This window comes from Pedobacter hiemivivus (genome assembly GCF_004331685.1).
Classification (GTDB): Bacteria; Bacteroidota; Bacteroidia; order Sphingobacteriales; family Sphingobacteriaceae; genus Pedobacter; species Pedobacter hiemivivus.
The window spans coordinates 86,232-102,105 of sequence record NZ_SJSM01000015.1; the positions used below are offsets into that span (position 1 = coordinate 86,232).

Consider the following 15,874-nt stretch of genomic DNA (forward strand, 5'->3'; position numbering starts at 1 on the left):
AGAATGTTAATTTTTTCTGTAAGGCTACAAAAATTTGTTGTTAAGAAAAATAGTTGAAAAAAGTGTGTTTAAACTTTCATTTATTAAAAAAGATAATTACATTTGAGCTTACCCTTTCGAGGGTATGTTTTTCATAGGTAGATGTAGGGTCGAAATTAATTTTTCGGCCCTTTTTTGTTTGCCCTGCTTCTGTATCTTTACAAACGCTATGAGGAAGAAGAAAATAATTGTCGCAATTACTGGAGCCAGTGGCTCTGTTTACGCTAAATTGCTGCTAGATAGCTTGTTGAAATTGTCTGATCAGGTAGAGAAAGTAGGCGTGGTAATGTCCGACAATGCAAAAGAGGTTTGGCGCTTTGAGTTGGGCAATGAAGACTATGATCTTTATCCCTTTACATTTTACCCGAAAATGGATTTTAATGCTCCCTTCGCATCGGGTTCTGCAAAATATGACACCATGATTATTATTCCTTGTTCGATGGGAACCCTTGGTCGAATAGCTCATGGAATTTCGAATGACTTAATTTCAAGAGCGGCTGATGTGATTCTTAAAGAGCGTAGGAAATTGATCGCAGTAGTGCGTGATACGCCTTTCAGCCTCATTCACATCAATAATATGAAAACTGTGACCGAAGCCGGAGGGATTATTTGTCCGGCCAGCCCATCTTTTTACAGTCTTCCTAAAACCATTGAAGAGGTGGCACAAACAGTAGTAAGTAGGGTTATTGATCTGGCAGGGCTAGAGCAGGATAGTTACCGTTGGAATGAGGAATAAATCATCTAAAACCTTATCTTTGCAGGCTTGTTAGAACGTTCGTCATGCTGAATTTATTTCAGCATCTCGGATTTGATATTCTAAACATGCTTAAACGGGATGCTGAAATAAATTCAGCATGACGAAATGCATAAAAAATACCGATAGATAACGAATGAAGAAAGTTGCATTTTATACATTAGGCTGTAAGTTGAATTTCTCTGAAACATCAACAATAGGCCGTTTATTTACCGACGCTGGATACGCAGTAGTGGATTTTACAGACGCGGCGGATGTATATGTGATCAATACGTGTTCTGTGACAGAGCATGCAGATAAGAAATGTCGTAAGGTGGTAAAAGAAGCCTTAAAATATGCACCCCATGCTTACATCACCATTGTTGGCTGTTACGCACAGTTAAAGCCAACAGAAATAGCAGAGATTGAGGGTGTGGACATGGTATTAGGCGCTGCAGAAAAATTCAGAATTGTAGAATTTATCTCGGATCTAACCAAGCAACCAAAAGCAGTAATTCATCAGCAAAACATAGAAAAGGTTAACCATAACTTTATTGCCGCTTATTCTATCGGCGATCGTACCCGTACTTTTTTGAAAGTACAGGATGGTTGTGATTATCCTTGCACCTATTGTACCATACCATTGGCGCGTGGTGGCAGTAGGAGTGATACCATCGAAAATGTGGTGAACCGTGCTCAGCAAATTGCCGAAAGTGGTGTAAAAGAAATCGTATTGACTGGAGTAAATCTGGGCGATTTTGGTATTCGGGATGGCCAACGGGAAGATAAATTCTTCGACCTGGTGAAAGCGCTTGATGAAGTTGAGGGTATCGAAAGGATCAGGATCTCTTCTATTGAGCCGAACTTGTTAAGCAATGAAATCATTGAATTTGTATCGACCTCAAAAAGGTTTGTACCTCATTTTCATATTCCACTGCAATCTGGTTCCAATAAAATATTGGGCCTGATGAAAAGACGTTACCAACGCGAGTTGTATACCGAACGTGTAGCCAAAATAAAAGCTGTAATGCCAAACTGCTGTATTGGCGTTGACGTAATTGTGGGTTTCCCTGGTGAAACACATGAAGACTTTCTAGATACGTACCAGTTCCTGAATGAACTTGATATTTCCTACTTACACGTATTTACGTACTCTGAACGTGAGCAAACTGAAGCCGCCGAAATGAAAGGTCGTGTTGCAGGAAGCACGCGTGCCGATCGTAGTAAAATGCTCCATATCCTATCGGATAAAAAGCGCAGAGCCTTCTATCAATCACAGTTAAATACGATTGGCGAAGTGCTGTTCGAAGACGATCAGAAGAACGGATTCATGCATGGTTTTACTAAAAACTATGTGAAAGTAAAAGCGAAGTACGATCCGGTAATGGTTAACGAAATCAAAACTGTTAAACTAGTTGAATTGACTGCTGATGGAGAGGTAGAAGTTGAAGAAACACAGGAAGTATTAGCGCATTAATCTTATATTCGCATAAAAACCTTTTTTAACTTATGTTTCCAACCGTATCTCATTTTATAGAATACCTTTTTGGTATACAGGTTCCGCTTCCTTTTAATACATTTGGTGTTTTTGTTGCCTTGGCATTTGTTGCCGGTTACTGGGCATTTACTCAGGAATTTAAGCGAAAAGAAGCGCTTGGAATCATTCATCCGATAAAAAAACTAATCACTATAGGTAAACCTGCCAGTGCAATAGAAATAGCTTCTAATGCTATTTTTGGCTTTCTTATTGGCTATAAATTGGTTTATGCGTTATTAAACTATAAACTCTTTGTAGCCGATGCGCAAACGGTTTTGCTTTCTACCAAAGGAAATATTCTGGGTGGTTTGTTTTTTGCAGGTTTGTTCGCTTACTGGGATTACCAGGAAAAAAATAAAGTAAAACTAGATAAGCCAAAGACTGTTGAAGTAACTCAGCATCCTTACGAGTTGATGGGTTCGCTGATTGTTTGGGCTGCGGTATGGGGCTTTTTAGGTGCCAAGATATTTGATAACCTAGAACATTGGGACTCATTTGTAGCAGACCCTATAAATAGCTTGCTTTCTTTTAGTGGTTTAACTTTTTATGGTGGATTGATCTGCGGTGGTGCAGCTGTGTTATATATTGCTCGTAAAAACGGCATCAAAGTATTGCATATGCTCGATATTGGTGGACCAGGGATGATGCTTGCTTATAGCGTTGGTCGTATTGGCTGTCACATGTCAGGTGATGGTGATTGGGGGATTACAAATTTAAATCCTAAACCATTCTCATGGCTTCCAGACTGGCTTTGGGCTTATAAGTATCCGAATAACGTGGCCAATGAGGGGATACCTATCCCTGGATGCGTTGGTAAGTTTTGTAATGAGCTAGCTCAACCAGCATACCCAACTCCACTTTATGAGGTGATCGTTTGCTTTATCTTGTTCCTGATCTTATGGAAAATTCGTGACCGTATTAAATTGCCAGGCATGATGTTTGGAATTTACCTGATGATGAATGGTGTCGAGCGTTTCTTCATCGAGCTGATTCGCGTGAACACTAAATACAATGTTGCTGGTATACAATTTACACAAGCAGAATTTTTATCTTGTATCATGTTCTTATCTGGCTTGTTTCTTGTGCTTAATGCAGTAAAGAACAAAGATAAATTAGCCAACTATTAAAATTTACCCGATTTGGATTACGAAATATTATGCTCAAAGGTTATTGCTATAGCCCGGCTTACAGGTAATTTTATCAGAAAGGAATCTATGAACTTTGATGCTAAAGCCATCGAGTTTAAAGGGCTAAATGATTTAGTGTCCTATGTGGATAAAACTGCGGAAAAGCAATTGGTCAGAAATTTAGCTAAAATCCTTCCAGAAGCGGGTTTTACTACCGAAGAAAAAACAACCAGTACTAAGGGGGCAGTATACAATTGGATTATTGATCCCTTGGATGGTACGACTAACTTTATTCATGGATTACCTACTTATTCCATCAGTATCGCTTTGTATGAAGCTGATCAGCCTGTAATCGGTGTAGTTTATGAGATTACCAGAGGGGAGATGTTCTATACTTATAAAGGTGGTGCCGCTTATCTGAATAATAAACCAATTACTGTTTCTTCTCGACCTAAACTGTCAGACTGTTTACTAGCTACAGGTTTTCCATATTATGAATTTGCTCAGCAGGAGCAGTACATGCAACTCTTAGCAGAAATCATGCGTAGATGTCACGGCTTAAGAAGGATTGGTTCTGCAGCTGTAGATCTTGCTTATGTAGCCTGTGGTCGCTTTGATGCGTATTTTGAATACAACCTCAACTCATGGGATGTAGCAGCCGGTGCGTACCTTGTACAGCAAGCTGGTGGACATATCATGAACTTTAGTGGGGGCGACGAATTTATTGAGAAACGAGAGATTTTAGCAACCAATGCTTTTCTTGATGAAGAGCTATTGGAGCTGATGAATAAACATTTCAACGCATAAAAAAAAGGGTTCATGTTAAATGAACCCTTTTTTACTAAATTGTTATTGCTTTCTACTACAAAGCTTCTGAAACTACTTCTTTCACTTCAGGAACCATACGTTGTAATAAATTCTGAATTCCAGACTTCAACGTAATGGTAGAAGAAGGGCATCCACTGCAAGATCCTCTAAGCTCTACTGTTACTATACCTTCATCAAATGATTTATAGCTAATTGCTCCACCATCTTGCTCCACCGCTGGGCGAACATAATCGTGTAGGATTTGCTGAATTTTAATCTCTAAATCAGTTCCTTCAAAAGCAGGTGCTTCATCCGATGTAACTTCTTTTATTTTGTATTCAGATTCAACTGCTCCTTTTACAAATTCTTTCAAAATAGGTTCAATATCTGCCCATTCTGCATCTTCTGTTTTGGTGATCGTTACAAAATTACTTGCAAAAAAAACGCCATTCACAAAATTGAATTTAAACAATTCTTTTGCGAAAGGAGATTGCTCAGCACTCTCTTTAGTTGCAAAATCTTCGCTGCCATTGATCAATAATTTATTGACCATGAATTTCATTGTAGCAGGATTTGGCGTTTGTTCTGTATATACGTTGATAGTCATTGTCTTATTTTTTTATACAAAAATAAATAATTCATAGATGCAATTCCCCTAGCAGGTGTCTGTTTTAGGTCATTATATCTTAAATCATCCTTAAAACACCCCTGTGTAGTTAAATGGCGTGATTTGTTTCAATTCTTCTTTTAACTCATCGCTCACATTTAAGCCGTCAATAAAATCAGCCATAGTTGTGGCAGTGATCTTTTGATTGGTACGGGTTAAATCTTTTAGCGCCTCGTAAGGGTTTGGATAAGCTTCTCTTCTAAGTACGGTTTGTATCGCTTCAGCAACCACAGCCCAGTTATTTTCCAGGTCTGCAGCGATAGCCTCATTGTTTAATATAATCTTATTTAAGCCCTTTAAAGTCGAAGCCATGGCGATTACTGTATGCGCCATAGGCACACCAATATTTCTAAGTACTGTAGAGTCTGTTAAATCTCTTTGTAGACGGGAAATAGGTAGTTTAGCCGCAAAGAATTCAAATAAAGCATTGGCAATACCTGCATTACCTTCTGCATTTTCAAAGTCAATTGGATTAACCTTATGTGGCATAGCCGATGAACCTACTTCACCTTCTTTTATTTTTTGTTTAAAGTAATTTTTAGAGATATAAGCCCAGATATCTCTGTCCATATCAATAATGATGTTGTTGATCCTTTTCAAAGCATCACATTGTGCTGCAAACTGATCGTAATGCTCAATTTGAGTAGTGTGCTGTGCACGGGTTAAACCTAAAGCCTCATTTACAAAGCGATTAGAGAAATGTACCCAATTGATTTTTGGATAAGCAATATGGTGTGCGTTGAAGTTTCCAGTGGCACCACCAAATTTAGCGCTGTTTGGAATGGCTTTCAGGTTATGTAACTGAATTTCTAAACGCTCAGCAAAAACAAGGAATTCCTTACCTAATTTAGTAGGAGAGGCTGGTTGTCCGTGCGTATGTGCTAACAATGGAACATCTTTCCATTCGGTAGCCAAGTCTCTAATTTTTCCAATTAATTGAGAAATACTAGGGTAGTAAACTTCGTTTAGGGCTAATTTAAAAGTATAAGGAATAGCCGTATTGTTAATATCCTGAGAAGTTAGTCCAAAATGGATAAACTCTTTGTAGTTTTCAAATCCAAGTTGGTCGAACTGTTTTTTAATGAAATATTCAACAGCTTTCACATCATGGTTGGTCACTTTTTCAGTGTCTTTTACTTCCTGTGCATGTTCATCATTGAATTGTTCATGGATTAAACGGAGTTTAGGATAGTTTGTTTTGTCAAACTGATCTAGTCCAGGTAATCCTGCTTCACAAAGTGAAATGAAATATTCAATTTCTACATAGACTCTGTATTTAATTAATGCAGATTCTGAAAAATATTTAGAAAGGCCGTGGGTTGTATTTCTATAACGTCCATCAACCGGAGAAATAGCTTGAAGTGGAGATAAATTCATGAATGTAACTGTTTTTACGAGCACAAAGGTAACATTATTAGGCGGCAAGCAAAGCAGTAGAGTCGCATAAATTATGAAGTGATCCGGCTGGTTTTGCTCTGACTCTATTATAAAGCAATTTAATTCACAGTGTATTAACGGACGTTAACCGGACACTACTCGGCTCCACCCAGGTAGTGTCCGAGTAATGTCCGGGTAATGTCCGGGTAATGTCCGGGAATATGGCGGTTTCAAACGGTAAACGTGGAGTTAACTATAAAGAAATTTTTCTGAAGTAGGGTCTTTTTTTTTAGGAGTTAGGGGACAGTTTTTTCTTTTCTGTATAGATGTAGCTAGCGTTCATCACATCAATTAGTTGTGTATAGAAGAACAACATATCTGCATTTTCTTCTCCGTCGGCGAAACCTGTTGAGTGCCCGACCCAGCTTCTATACAATTGCCAAAGTTTCTCTCTAATTTCATGTAGGTCGTTGTTACCATAAAAATCAGCAAGTACACCATAAGGATTTTCCAAGTCAGCATTGGTTAAGCCTGTTGGCTGGTAATCCAATTTTTTCATGATTTTATCGTTTTCTAATGATAAGATTTGCGGTTCCATATTTTGATCTCCTTTAATTAGTTGCTTATTTATAATAATTAAATCAATTGCATAGATGCGATATATCGAGTTAAAGTGGTATATCCAAGTATACCATAAATGTTTTTTACAAAGCTGATCTTTCATCGATGAATACGAGTGATCTAGAATTATTGAAAGGCAAACTTGGTGAACGAATTAAAGGATTACGTGAGAAACGTGAATTGAGCATTAGACAATTTGCTTTACTTGCCGACATAGAACATCCTCAACTTATCAATATTGAAAAGGGAAGAGTTGATTTAAAGCTTAGTACACTTAATAAAATCGCTAAAGCTTTTGATATGGACTTGATGGCGCTTTTTGATTTTTCTGGACTGAATACTGAAAAATAATACAGGCAAATAAAAAAGCGGAAATAGTCAATCCAACTATTTCCGCTCATCTAAATTAACGCTCTCGTATGTAAAGACGTTAATTGGGACTGTATATTGTGTTATCCAACAAATTAATTTGTTTGGAATAAATACCAAATTCAGATCAATACCAAAAAAGTGCTTGATTGTTACTTTGGTCCGGGGCAGTCATTGACAGTGTGTTGTTAAGGTTATTGGGCCCAGGATGGCCCCGTCAATACCTGGGGAAGGTCCCAGCATTGCCCCTCGAATTATTGGTTATGAAAACAAACTGCTTCCAATTTAAAATGGTGATAAAAAGTATTGGGCAATAAAAAAGGCCTTGGGGAAACCAAGGCCTTTTTATAAAGTCTAATTTAGCTTAGTGAGCTGGAGCAGTAGTCTCAGTAGTAGTTTTAACTGTAGTATCTTTTACAGCTGAATCAGTAACTGTAGTATCAACTGTAGTTACAACAGCAGAAGTATCAGTTAAAGTAGTATCTGTAGATTCGCCAGTTTTTTCTGATGATTGACAAGCTGCTACTGATAAAGTGATTGCTAAAGCTAAAAAGCCAAATTTAAATGCGTTTTTCATTCTAATTCTATTTTAAATAATTAATTAATTTTACTGATTAATACCTGAAAGTTTAAAAGGTAACCCAGTGATTTCAAAAAAAAGTAAAATTAATTTAATAAAAATGCTTTTTCTTTATATTGTGCTGTTTTACAATCGGATAAGTTTCTCAGGTCCTAATTCCGAGCCGCAAATATATCATCATTTATTTATTGTTTTCAAATTTATTTTCTTTTTATTTTAATAAAATTCCTTTAGTGGTTATAATGAGTGTGATATGTGACGCACTTTCTTTTGAGATCCTTCGGGGACAGTCTAAGACTCCTAGGAGTCTGCTAGGACTCTGTTAGGAATCTCCTAGGACTCTCGTAGGACCCTGCCTCCTTTGAAACTCCTTTCAGACTCCTTTCGGACTCCTTGTTGTATAAAACCATCTCCGAAGCATAGTAAAGAGATACTAATCGATGTTAATTTATGTTTTAAGAGATAATAGCAATAAAAAATATTTTTTTTAGTTAACATTGGGTTACCATTCACGTATAAAGGTATTAATTGGTGAGTAATAAGATAAGCAGTTCAGTTCCAACAGATAGAGAGGTAGTTTTAGGGATCTTAAATAACTCAGAAGAAGCGCTAAATAAGTTGTATGCGGGGTATTTCCCGATGATTTTACAATTTATTCTGAATAATAATGGTGATGAGGATGATGCAAAAGACGTGTATCAGGAAGGAATCATCGTTTTATACAATAAAATTAAAAGCGGCAATTTTGAATTAAGCAGCAAACTAAAAACCTACATATATTCAGTTTGTAGACGAATTTGGTTAAAGAAGCTTTCACAGCAGAGTAAAAAATCAAATGACGTTACAGATTTTGACGATTTAATATCAGTGGAGGAGGATGTAGAGCAACATGAAGAGAAGGATCGCCAGTTTGATAAAATGCAATCGGCACTTCTTCATCTAGGTGAACCCTGTAAAACTATTATTCAGGATTTTTATATAAATAACCTTTCAATGCAGGATATCTGTGAGAAATTTGGCTATACCAATACGGATAATGCCAAAACACAGAAGTACAAATGCCTTCAAAGGTTAAAAAAGTTATTTTTTCAATCTTAATACTGATATGCGGAACGAGATAGAGTTAGAGGGTATAATTGAAGATTACCTGAATGGTAAACTAAATGAAGAAGAGGCAAAAGCTTTTGAACAATTGCGTTTAAATGATCCTTCAGTTGATCATAAGGTGGTTGCACACAAGGTTTTTCTAGAGTCATTAAATGACTATGCCTCAATTTCTGATTTGAAAAATAAAATGAATCAGGTGCATGCGCAGATTGATGTGGAGACCTTAAGTAGACAATTAGGTCCTCATCCTTCGTTTATTGTAAATATCTGGCGTAAAAATAAAGCGGCAATTGCGGTGGCAGCTTCATTTATCTTACTTACCGTAGTTACACTTTATTCTATACAACAAACTACTCAACAAAGTGGAAGCGTGGAGTTGGTAAGTAGAGAGTTGGCTAAGATTAAAAATTCTCAGAGTAACCTGATTCGGAAAATAAATTCCAGTAATGTAGTAACCCCTAATTTAAAGCCTGCTAATTTTGGAGGTACCGGATTTGCATTAACATCCAACGGTTATATTTTAACTAATTTACATGTAGTTGCCGATGCGGATTCTGTATATGTTCAGGATAGTAAAGGTAATTCATATAAGGCTGTTGTAAAACGTAAAGACTCGCAATACGATTTGGCGATTCTTAAAATTGAAGATAAGTCATTTAATAGCTTATCCAATTTGCCTTACAGACTAAAACAAAATGTGATAGGTATGGGCGAATCTGTATATACTTTGGGTTTCCCTAAGGATGATGCAGTATATGGCCAAGGTTATGTGAGCTCTAAAACAGGTTATAATGGTGATACAACCCAGTACCAGGTGTCTATTCCTGTTAACCCTGGTAATAGTGGTGGTCCTTTATTGGATCATGATGGTAATATCATTGGGGTGATCAGTGCCAAGCAGAATCAGGTTGATGGGGCTACGTTTGCTGTTAAATCAAAGTATATTCAGGAAGCGTTAAATTCTATTCCTAATGATTCTTTGGGCACTAAGGTTGCGTTCAGCAAAAGAAATTCATTGCAAGGCTTAAGCAAGCCTAAGCAAGTCAATAAAATAAAGGATTATGTATTTATGATCAAGGTTTATAAATAGTAGTTCTTCTGAAAAGAATTGAAACCTTGATTTATTTACTTTTTCGTTTATCCCCTTAAATATACATTTGAGGGGATTTTTATAAACTCATATAGGTCTATCTTCTTTTTTTATTTCTCTGTTTTCAGGTGCTTCTTTAATTATAGTTTTTTCTATATAATTTTCAACTGAGTTCGAATCTTCTGGTTTGATTTTTTCTTTCAAAATTGTGTCCCAGAAAACAGTAGTTTTATTCTCTTTTAATTCGTCCTGTATTTCTTTTCTGATCATAATACCAAATTGAATAAAATTTATTCATTTTTTTGCTAAGGATTGTATTTATTCTTCCAATAGTTGAGCTAACAATAGTGTTGACCTCTCCATTTTCAATCCTGGTGATCTGCGAAAGTTCACAGTCGGATAGGGTCGAAAACTTACGTAGGGATAAAATCGTTAATTTTTTTTAAAAAAAAACTGATAAATAAAGTATAAATGCTACCTTCATGATGAGAGCGTTAGGAACGGCCTGAGAAACCGTTTACAGTCCCCACATTTTAATTAATGTGGGGTTCTTTTTTTATTCGCCTGATTCCAAATGTCTAATCAATCTCTCAACTGTTTCAATACTTTCTTTTTTGCATCGAATGTAGTTCTCCAGGAGGAAAAATGATTGAAAATCATAGTTAACTACCGAATTCAAGGCAGTTTGTAAGTTTTTGGCTTTTAATTGGCAGTCGAATCGTAATTCTTCTTTTTTGGTTTTGTGATTCATTATGAGCAGTTAATAATAATGGGAAATCAAATATACATTTTTCAATAATTATTGTTTTGCTAGTTTTAGTGATTTTGTCGTTATGTTGGACGAAGAACAAATTGAATCCTTAAAACTTATTCATTAGTTTCGGGTTTCTTTTTATATAAAACTTTTAATATGGACTTTGGAAAAGTAGGCGCAAATGAGCTGAGAGCTGTAGATTTTACATTACCTGAAGATGGGAAACAAACTGCAATAACACTTGCGGGCGCTAAACCTGTTAAAGATCCTGCATTTTATATTGGTTGTGCAAAATGGGGACGGAAGGAATGGTTGAATATGATTTATCCTCCAAAAACCAAAGAGGCCGACTTTTTGGATGAGTACGTAAAGCACTTTAACTCGATTGAGTTGAATGCAGTTTTTTATAGCATTCCTAATGCCGAATTGATTCGTAAATGGCGAGCAAAGGCTGAAGAGAATGCCAGCAATGGCTTTTTGTTTTGTCCTAAGTTTTCCAGAACCATCAGCCATATTAAACGGTTAAAAGATGCAGAGGTGCCTACCGATCTTTACCTTTCTAGTATTCACGAATTTGGTCAGTTTTTAGGTCCTTGTTTTTTGCAGTTGGGTGATAACTTTGGCCCTAAAAACTTCGATGTGTTGGAGAATTACATTAAACACTTACCTATAGATTTAGAAGTGTTTGTGGAACTGAGGCACGAAGATTGGTTTTCGGATCATGCAGCACGAGCCCAACTTTTTGAAATGTTAGCCAAGTATAAAAAAGGGGCGATAATTACGGATGCAAGTGGCAGGCGGGATTGTGTACACATGGAATTGACCATCCCCGAAATATTTATTCGCTTTGTAGGAAATGGACAGGAGCACAAAGATTCTGATTTCGCAAGGATTGATGACTGGGTAGTTCGGATTAAAACCTGGTTAGATAAGGGATTAGCAAAGGTTTACTTTTTTCTGCACCAGCATGATGAAAAGGATACGCCCATTCTGGCCAATTATACCATCGAACAATTTAATAAACACCTGAGTGCAAAGGCGGCACCTATTAAATTCATCAATGATCCTAATGATTTGACAAATCAAGGAGAATTATTTTAGATAGTATACTTAATTTGTAGACTTTATTAGTTAAATTTGTTTTAGACAATTAATAAACCAAAAAAATATAATTATGAGTTTAAGAATAGGGGACGTTGCGCCCAACTTTAAGGCTGAGACATCTATTGGAGATATTGATTTTTATGAATTCTTAGGGGATAGCTGGGGTGTGTTGTTTTCTCATCCGGCAGATTATACACCGGTATGTACAACAGAGCTTGGTCGTACTTCGGCATTGAAAGGTGAATTTGAGAAAAGAAATGTGAAAGTGTTGGCACTTAGTGTGGATTCTGCTGAATCGCATAAAGGCTGGATTAAAGACATTAATGAAACTCAAAATACGAATGTTGATTTCCCAATCATAGCGGATGAAGATAAGAAGATTGCAGATTTGTATGATATGATCCATCCGAATGCCTCTGAGACGTTAACTGTACGTTCATTGTTTATTATATCTCCTGATAAGAAAGTGAAGCTGATGCTTACTTACCCTGCATCTACAGGACGTAATTTTAATGAAGTGTTAAGAGTGATTGATTCTTTACAGCTTACTGCTAATTATAGTGTGGCTACACCTGCTGATTGGAAAGATGGAGAGGATGTCGTTGTTGCAAATAGCATTAAAACTGAAGATATTCCTGCTAGGTTCCCTAAAGGATATAAAGAAATTAAACCTTATTTGAGAATGACTCCTCAACCAAATAAATAATATTTAAGATAGGTTTTGAAGAAAACAAAAATGGGATGTCCAGAAGGACATCCCATTTTTGTTTTTAATAGGTTAATGGGAAGTCGCACTGGCCTTTATAAAGGGATCGAATTCGACCCCTTTGAATTCTGGAAAATCCTAAAAAAGCTGGATTTAACCTAAGGATTTACTGAAACTATCTTCCAGTTCTTTATACTTTTTTTTGATCTTCTTGCTTAGCGCTGTTTCGTTGGTCAATTCAGCTAAACCATTTAAAACATACATTCCAATCTGAATATCCCTTAAAGACACTTGCTGCTGCCTTGCAGGCAATGATGCGATGTAGTTTAATTCCTGATCTAAAAATGAAGCCGTTTGACTGGCGAGTAAATTTGCATCCTGATGGTTGTTTAAGTTGTGTAGAATCTGAATAGTCTCCAATCTGTTCAATGTATCATGAATTGAATAGAGTTTTAAAGGTAGTTCTTTAATGCTCTTTGTGATGATTTGTTGGGCCTGAGGATTTTTTCCTTCTGAAATCAGATTTTTTGCAAGTGCGTTTTGGTAAGTCCAGGTATCATTTGCAACCCTTCTGCTTTCCGGATCAAGGTATTTCGCTTTGTTGAAAGCGGAGAAATCCATTTTATGTACTGTATTGCTATACATAACATCAGAATTGGTAACCTCTGATTTATCGCGGTTGTCTTTAGCATCTCTTTTAAGTGGTAATAAACGATAAGCATAGCCTTCCAGATAAAGGTATTTATCCAAACCTATATAAGTATCCTCGGAAAGTGAAGAGCCAAAATAGATAGGTCTTTCCCAGTTATTGTTGACAAGGATATCTAACATGGTAAGGTCCGCTTTGCTAGCAAAGTTCTTTTTGAAATCCCATTCCATTTGCGGGGCTATTTTGTCTTTATCTTTTGCCTGGATGGTATTTGTTTTTACCAACTGATTAGCATCAATGCTTAATTTAAACTTTTTGGTGGGTAGGAAGTTTTCAAATGAGCCGCCTTGCATTTCTACTTTATCATCCTTGTTATCTGAAGTAAGTACAGTTAGTAAATCTTTCAACTCTACGCTGTCTTTAAAGCCATAATCTATAAACGGGAGATAATCGCGAACACCTTTTTGATATTTTTCGGATGTCATACCAATTGGTAGGGGAGCCGATAGGTTGGCTTGCGTTTTCATCTGATCGATATAGTCACTGTCAGCTAAAAACTGCAGACAAACCACTCTTACGTCTGTTCTGATACCTTCAACCTCTTGTGCATACCATAAAGGGAAGGTGTCATTATCTGCATTGGTGAATAGGATGGCGTTTGGCGCGCAGGAATTAAGATAGTTAACGGCAAAGTCTACAGCCGTTTTTTTATCAGAGCGGTTATGATCGTTCCAACCTTGTGTGCCCATAATTACTGGGGCAACCAATAGGCCTGTGATAGCTGCCAAAGCCAGACTTAACTTATGTGATGCCATGCGTGCCATGGTTTCTTTGATGGCCAACACTCCAAAGCCTATAAAAATAGCAAAAGCATAAAATGAGCCTACATAAGCATAATCTCTTTCGCGCACTTGTAATGGATCCTGATTTAAGTAAAGAATAATGGCCAGTCCGGTGAAAAAGAAAAGCGTCGCAATGATGATCGTCATCTGTTTGTTTTTTCTGTATAAAAAGATCAAACCTGCAATGCCCAAAAGGAATGGTAAGCCATAATAGATGTTGTTTCCTTCGTTGGCGGTGATAGAAGGTGGTAATTTCGCTTGATTTCCAAGTCTCAAACCATCCAAACTTTTAATTCCTGTAATCCAATTTCCTTCTGTTAAACTACCTTGTCCCTGGACGTCGCTTTGGCGCCCTACAAAGTTCCATAAGAAATAACGCCAGTACATAAAGCCTACTTGATAGGAGTGAAAGAAGCTTAGATTCTGGAAAAAGCCAGGGCTCTCATTTTCTTCGAGTCCCATCCAGTTTTTATAAAATTCTGCATGTCTGGGTTTATTACTGTAAGTGCGTGGAAAGAGTAGGTTTTTATCATAGCTCAGCTTGTAAGCCTTACCAGACTCTTCATAAGTTTTAGCACCCTTTCTGTATTCTGTGCCTGTTTCTTTGATTTCGGTTTGTTGTGCGTCGAATGTTTTTCCATATAACAATGGCGTATCACCGTAATTGGTGCGACCTAAATAGCTAAGTAATGAAAATGGATTGTCTGGATTTGATAAATTGATATTGGGTTTGGCATTGGCCCGGATCACGATCATGAAATAGGAACTAAAACCAAAAAGAATGAAAGTTAAGCAGACAAGCGCAAGGTTAAGGTTGTATTTATGATGTTTAATAGAATAGAAAATGGCATAAGCAATAGCCGCGGCTAGTAGGAAAATGAATGCCATAGCCCCATAACCAAAACTAAAGCCAAGAGTGTTTACAAAAAAGAGGTCGAATTTTGCAGCAAAGAGCACCAGGTATTGTACGATTACAAATTGTACCAGTCCTACCAGCAGACAGCCAACTGCAAAGGCTTTGAGCGTGCCGATTAAATCTGGTTTTGAAGCTTTTTTGAAGTAGTAAACCAGCACTATAGCTGGAATGGCGAGTAGACTGAGTAGGTGAACGCCAATGGAAAGTCCGACTAAGAACGCAATGAGCACCAACCATCGATTATCCATATTGTTTTCCCATTTTAGGATCGACCAAAATACAATCGCGGTAAATAGGGTAGAAAGTGCGTAAACTTCAGCCTCTACTGCCGAGAACCAGAAGGTGTCGGAAAAAGTATAAGCCAATGCACCTATTACTCCGGCAGCAATTATACTAAAGCTTTGAACGGTGCTTTTTTCTTTTGGATATATTTTTGAAGCCAACGCAGTGATGGTCCAGTATAAAAACATAATGGTTGCCCCACTAAACAATACCGAACTGAAGTTTATCCAATAAGCTATTTTGGCGGTATCGCCCATGGCTAAGAGGGAGAACATTTTGCCAATCATCAGAAATAAAGGGGCTCCGGGTTGGTGACCTACTTCTAGTTTATTGGATGCAGAGAGAAATTCGCCACAGTCCCAGAAACTAGCGGTAGGCTCCATGGTAAGCCAATAAACAATACTAGCAGAGGCGAAAAGAATGAAGCCCGTGAGGTTATTAATGCGTTGGTAGTTCTTCATGATTTAGGTTTTTGATTTATGGTTAATCAAAAATAATTAAATCATTAAGAAACAGTTGGTTGTGAGTGTTAAAGTTTGTTAAATTCTAGAAGGTAACCTAGCATTA

At 37.1% G+C, this 15,874-nt stretch carries 15 protein-coding genes; 9 read left to right on the forward strand and 6 right to left on the reverse strand.

Annotation, left to right across the window (positions count from 1 at the left end):
- Window positions 1-208: 208 nt before the first annotated feature.
- The 4 genes from EZ444_RS19600 to EZ444_RS19615 all read left to right on the forward strand — a co-directional run bounded on the left by EZ444_RS19600 (window position 209) and on the right by EZ444_RS19615 (window position 4,243).
- A complete protein-coding gene (locus tag EZ444_RS19600) occupies window positions 209-775 on the forward strand; it encodes a UbiX family flavin prenyltransferase (protein WP_131610846.1) in 567 nt (188 codons plus the stop codon).
- A gap of 154 nt (window positions 776-929) precedes the next feature.
- Window positions 930-2,249, forward strand: a complete 1,320-nt coding sequence (mtaB, locus tag EZ444_RS19605) for a tRNA (N(6)-L-threonylcarbamoyladenosine(37)-C(2))-methylthiotransferase MtaB (protein WP_131610847.1) — start codon at window positions 930-932, stop codon at window positions 2,247-2,249.
- 32 nt (window positions 2,250-2,281) lie between these two features.
- On the forward strand, window positions 2,282-3,436 hold the full coding sequence (locus EZ444_RS19610) for a prolipoprotein diacylglyceryl transferase (protein ID WP_131610848.1): 1,155 nt from the start codon (window positions 2,282-2,284) through the stop codon (window positions 3,434-3,436).
- A 12-nt stretch (window positions 3,437-3,448) separates the two neighbouring features.
- Complete coding sequence (locus EZ444_RS19615) at window positions 3,449-4,243, forward strand: inositol monophosphatase family protein (RefSeq protein ID WP_131610849.1); 795 nt, start codon at window positions 3,449-3,451, stop codon at window positions 4,241-4,243.
- 55 nt (window positions 4,244-4,298) lie between these two features.
- Here the strand turns inward: EZ444_RS19615 and EZ444_RS19620 are convergent, their stop codons facing one another.
- The 3 genes from EZ444_RS19620 to EZ444_RS19630 form a co-directional block, all read right to left on the reverse strand.
- On the reverse strand, window positions 4,299-4,850 hold the full coding sequence (locus EZ444_RS19620; protein ID WP_131610850.1) for a NifU family protein: 552 nt from the start codon (window positions 4,848-4,850) through the stop codon (window positions 4,299-4,301).
- A 90-nt stretch (window positions 4,851-4,940) separates the two neighbouring features.
- Window positions 4,941-6,287 carry an adenylosuccinate lyase gene (purB, locus tag EZ444_RS19625; RefSeq protein WP_131610851.1) on the reverse strand — a complete coding sequence of 449 codons (1,347 nt, stop codon included), beginning with the start codon at window positions 6,285-6,287 and terminating at the stop codon, window positions 4,941-4,943.
- A 289-nt stretch (window positions 6,288-6,576) separates the two neighbouring features.
- On the reverse strand, window positions 6,577-6,885 hold the full coding sequence (locus EZ444_RS19630; protein ID WP_131610852.1) for a hypothetical protein: 309 nt from the start codon (window positions 6,883-6,885) through the stop codon (window positions 6,577-6,579).
- Between the two features lie 128 nt (window positions 6,886-7,013).
- On the opposite strand from EZ444_RS19630, the gene EZ444_RS19635 reads away from it, so the two are divergent.
- The gene (locus EZ444_RS19635) at window positions 7,014-7,259 is read left to right on the forward strand and encodes a helix-turn-helix domain-containing protein (protein ID WP_131610853.1); all 246 of its coding nucleotides are present in this window, start codon (window positions 7,014-7,016) and stop codon (window positions 7,257-7,259) included.
- Between the two features lie 382 nt (window positions 7,260-7,641).
- Here EZ444_RS19635 and EZ444_RS19640 read toward each other — a convergent pair whose 3' ends face one another.
- Window positions 7,642-7,854 carry a hypothetical protein gene (locus EZ444_RS19640; protein ID WP_090779564.1) on the reverse strand — a complete coding sequence of 71 codons (213 nt, stop codon included), beginning with the start codon at window positions 7,852-7,854 and terminating at the stop codon, window positions 7,642-7,644.
- A 534-nt stretch (window positions 7,855-8,388) separates the two neighbouring features.
- Here EZ444_RS19640 and EZ444_RS19645 point away from each other — a divergent pair.
- Window positions 8,389-8,955: an RNA polymerase sigma factor gene (locus EZ444_RS19645; protein ID WP_131610854.1), complete on the forward strand. Its 567-nt coding sequence runs from the start codon at window positions 8,389-8,391 to the stop codon at window positions 8,953-8,955.
- Window positions 8,956-8,962: 7 nt separating this feature from the next.
- Window positions 8,963-10,054, forward strand: coding sequence for a S1C family serine protease (locus EZ444_RS19650; RefSeq protein ID WP_131610855.1), 1,092 nt, complete (start codon window positions 8,963-8,965; stop codon window positions 10,052-10,054).
- Window positions 10,055-10,141: 87 nt separating this feature from the next.
- Here EZ444_RS19650 and EZ444_RS19655 read toward each other — a convergent pair whose 3' ends face one another.
- Entirely contained in the window at window positions 10,142-10,324 is a 183-nt protein-coding gene (locus EZ444_RS19655; protein WP_131610856.1) for a hypothetical protein, read from the reverse strand.
- A gap of 640 nt (window positions 10,325-10,964) precedes the next feature.
- Here EZ444_RS19655 and EZ444_RS19660 point away from each other — a divergent pair.
- Together EZ444_RS19660 and EZ444_RS19665 are read left to right on the forward strand one after the other, a co-directional pair.
- Window positions 10,965-11,909 carry a DUF72 domain-containing protein gene (locus tag EZ444_RS19660; protein WP_131610857.1) on the forward strand — a complete coding sequence of 315 codons (945 nt, stop codon included), beginning with the start codon at window positions 10,965-10,967 and terminating at the stop codon, window positions 11,907-11,909.
- Window positions 11,910-11,982: 73 nt separating this feature from the next.
- A complete protein-coding gene (locus EZ444_RS19665; RefSeq protein WP_131610858.1) occupies window positions 11,983-12,618 on the forward strand; it encodes a peroxiredoxin in 636 nt (211 codons plus the stop codon).
- Window positions 12,619-12,771: 153 nt separating this feature from the next.
- On the opposite strand, the gene EZ444_RS19670 is transcribed toward EZ444_RS19665, so the two are convergent.
- On the reverse strand, window positions 12,772-15,768 hold the full coding sequence (locus tag EZ444_RS19670; RefSeq protein ID WP_131610859.1) for a glycosyltransferase family 117 protein: 2,997 nt from the start codon (window positions 15,766-15,768) through the stop codon (window positions 12,772-12,774).
- Window positions 15,769-15,874 lie beyond the last annotated feature (106 nt).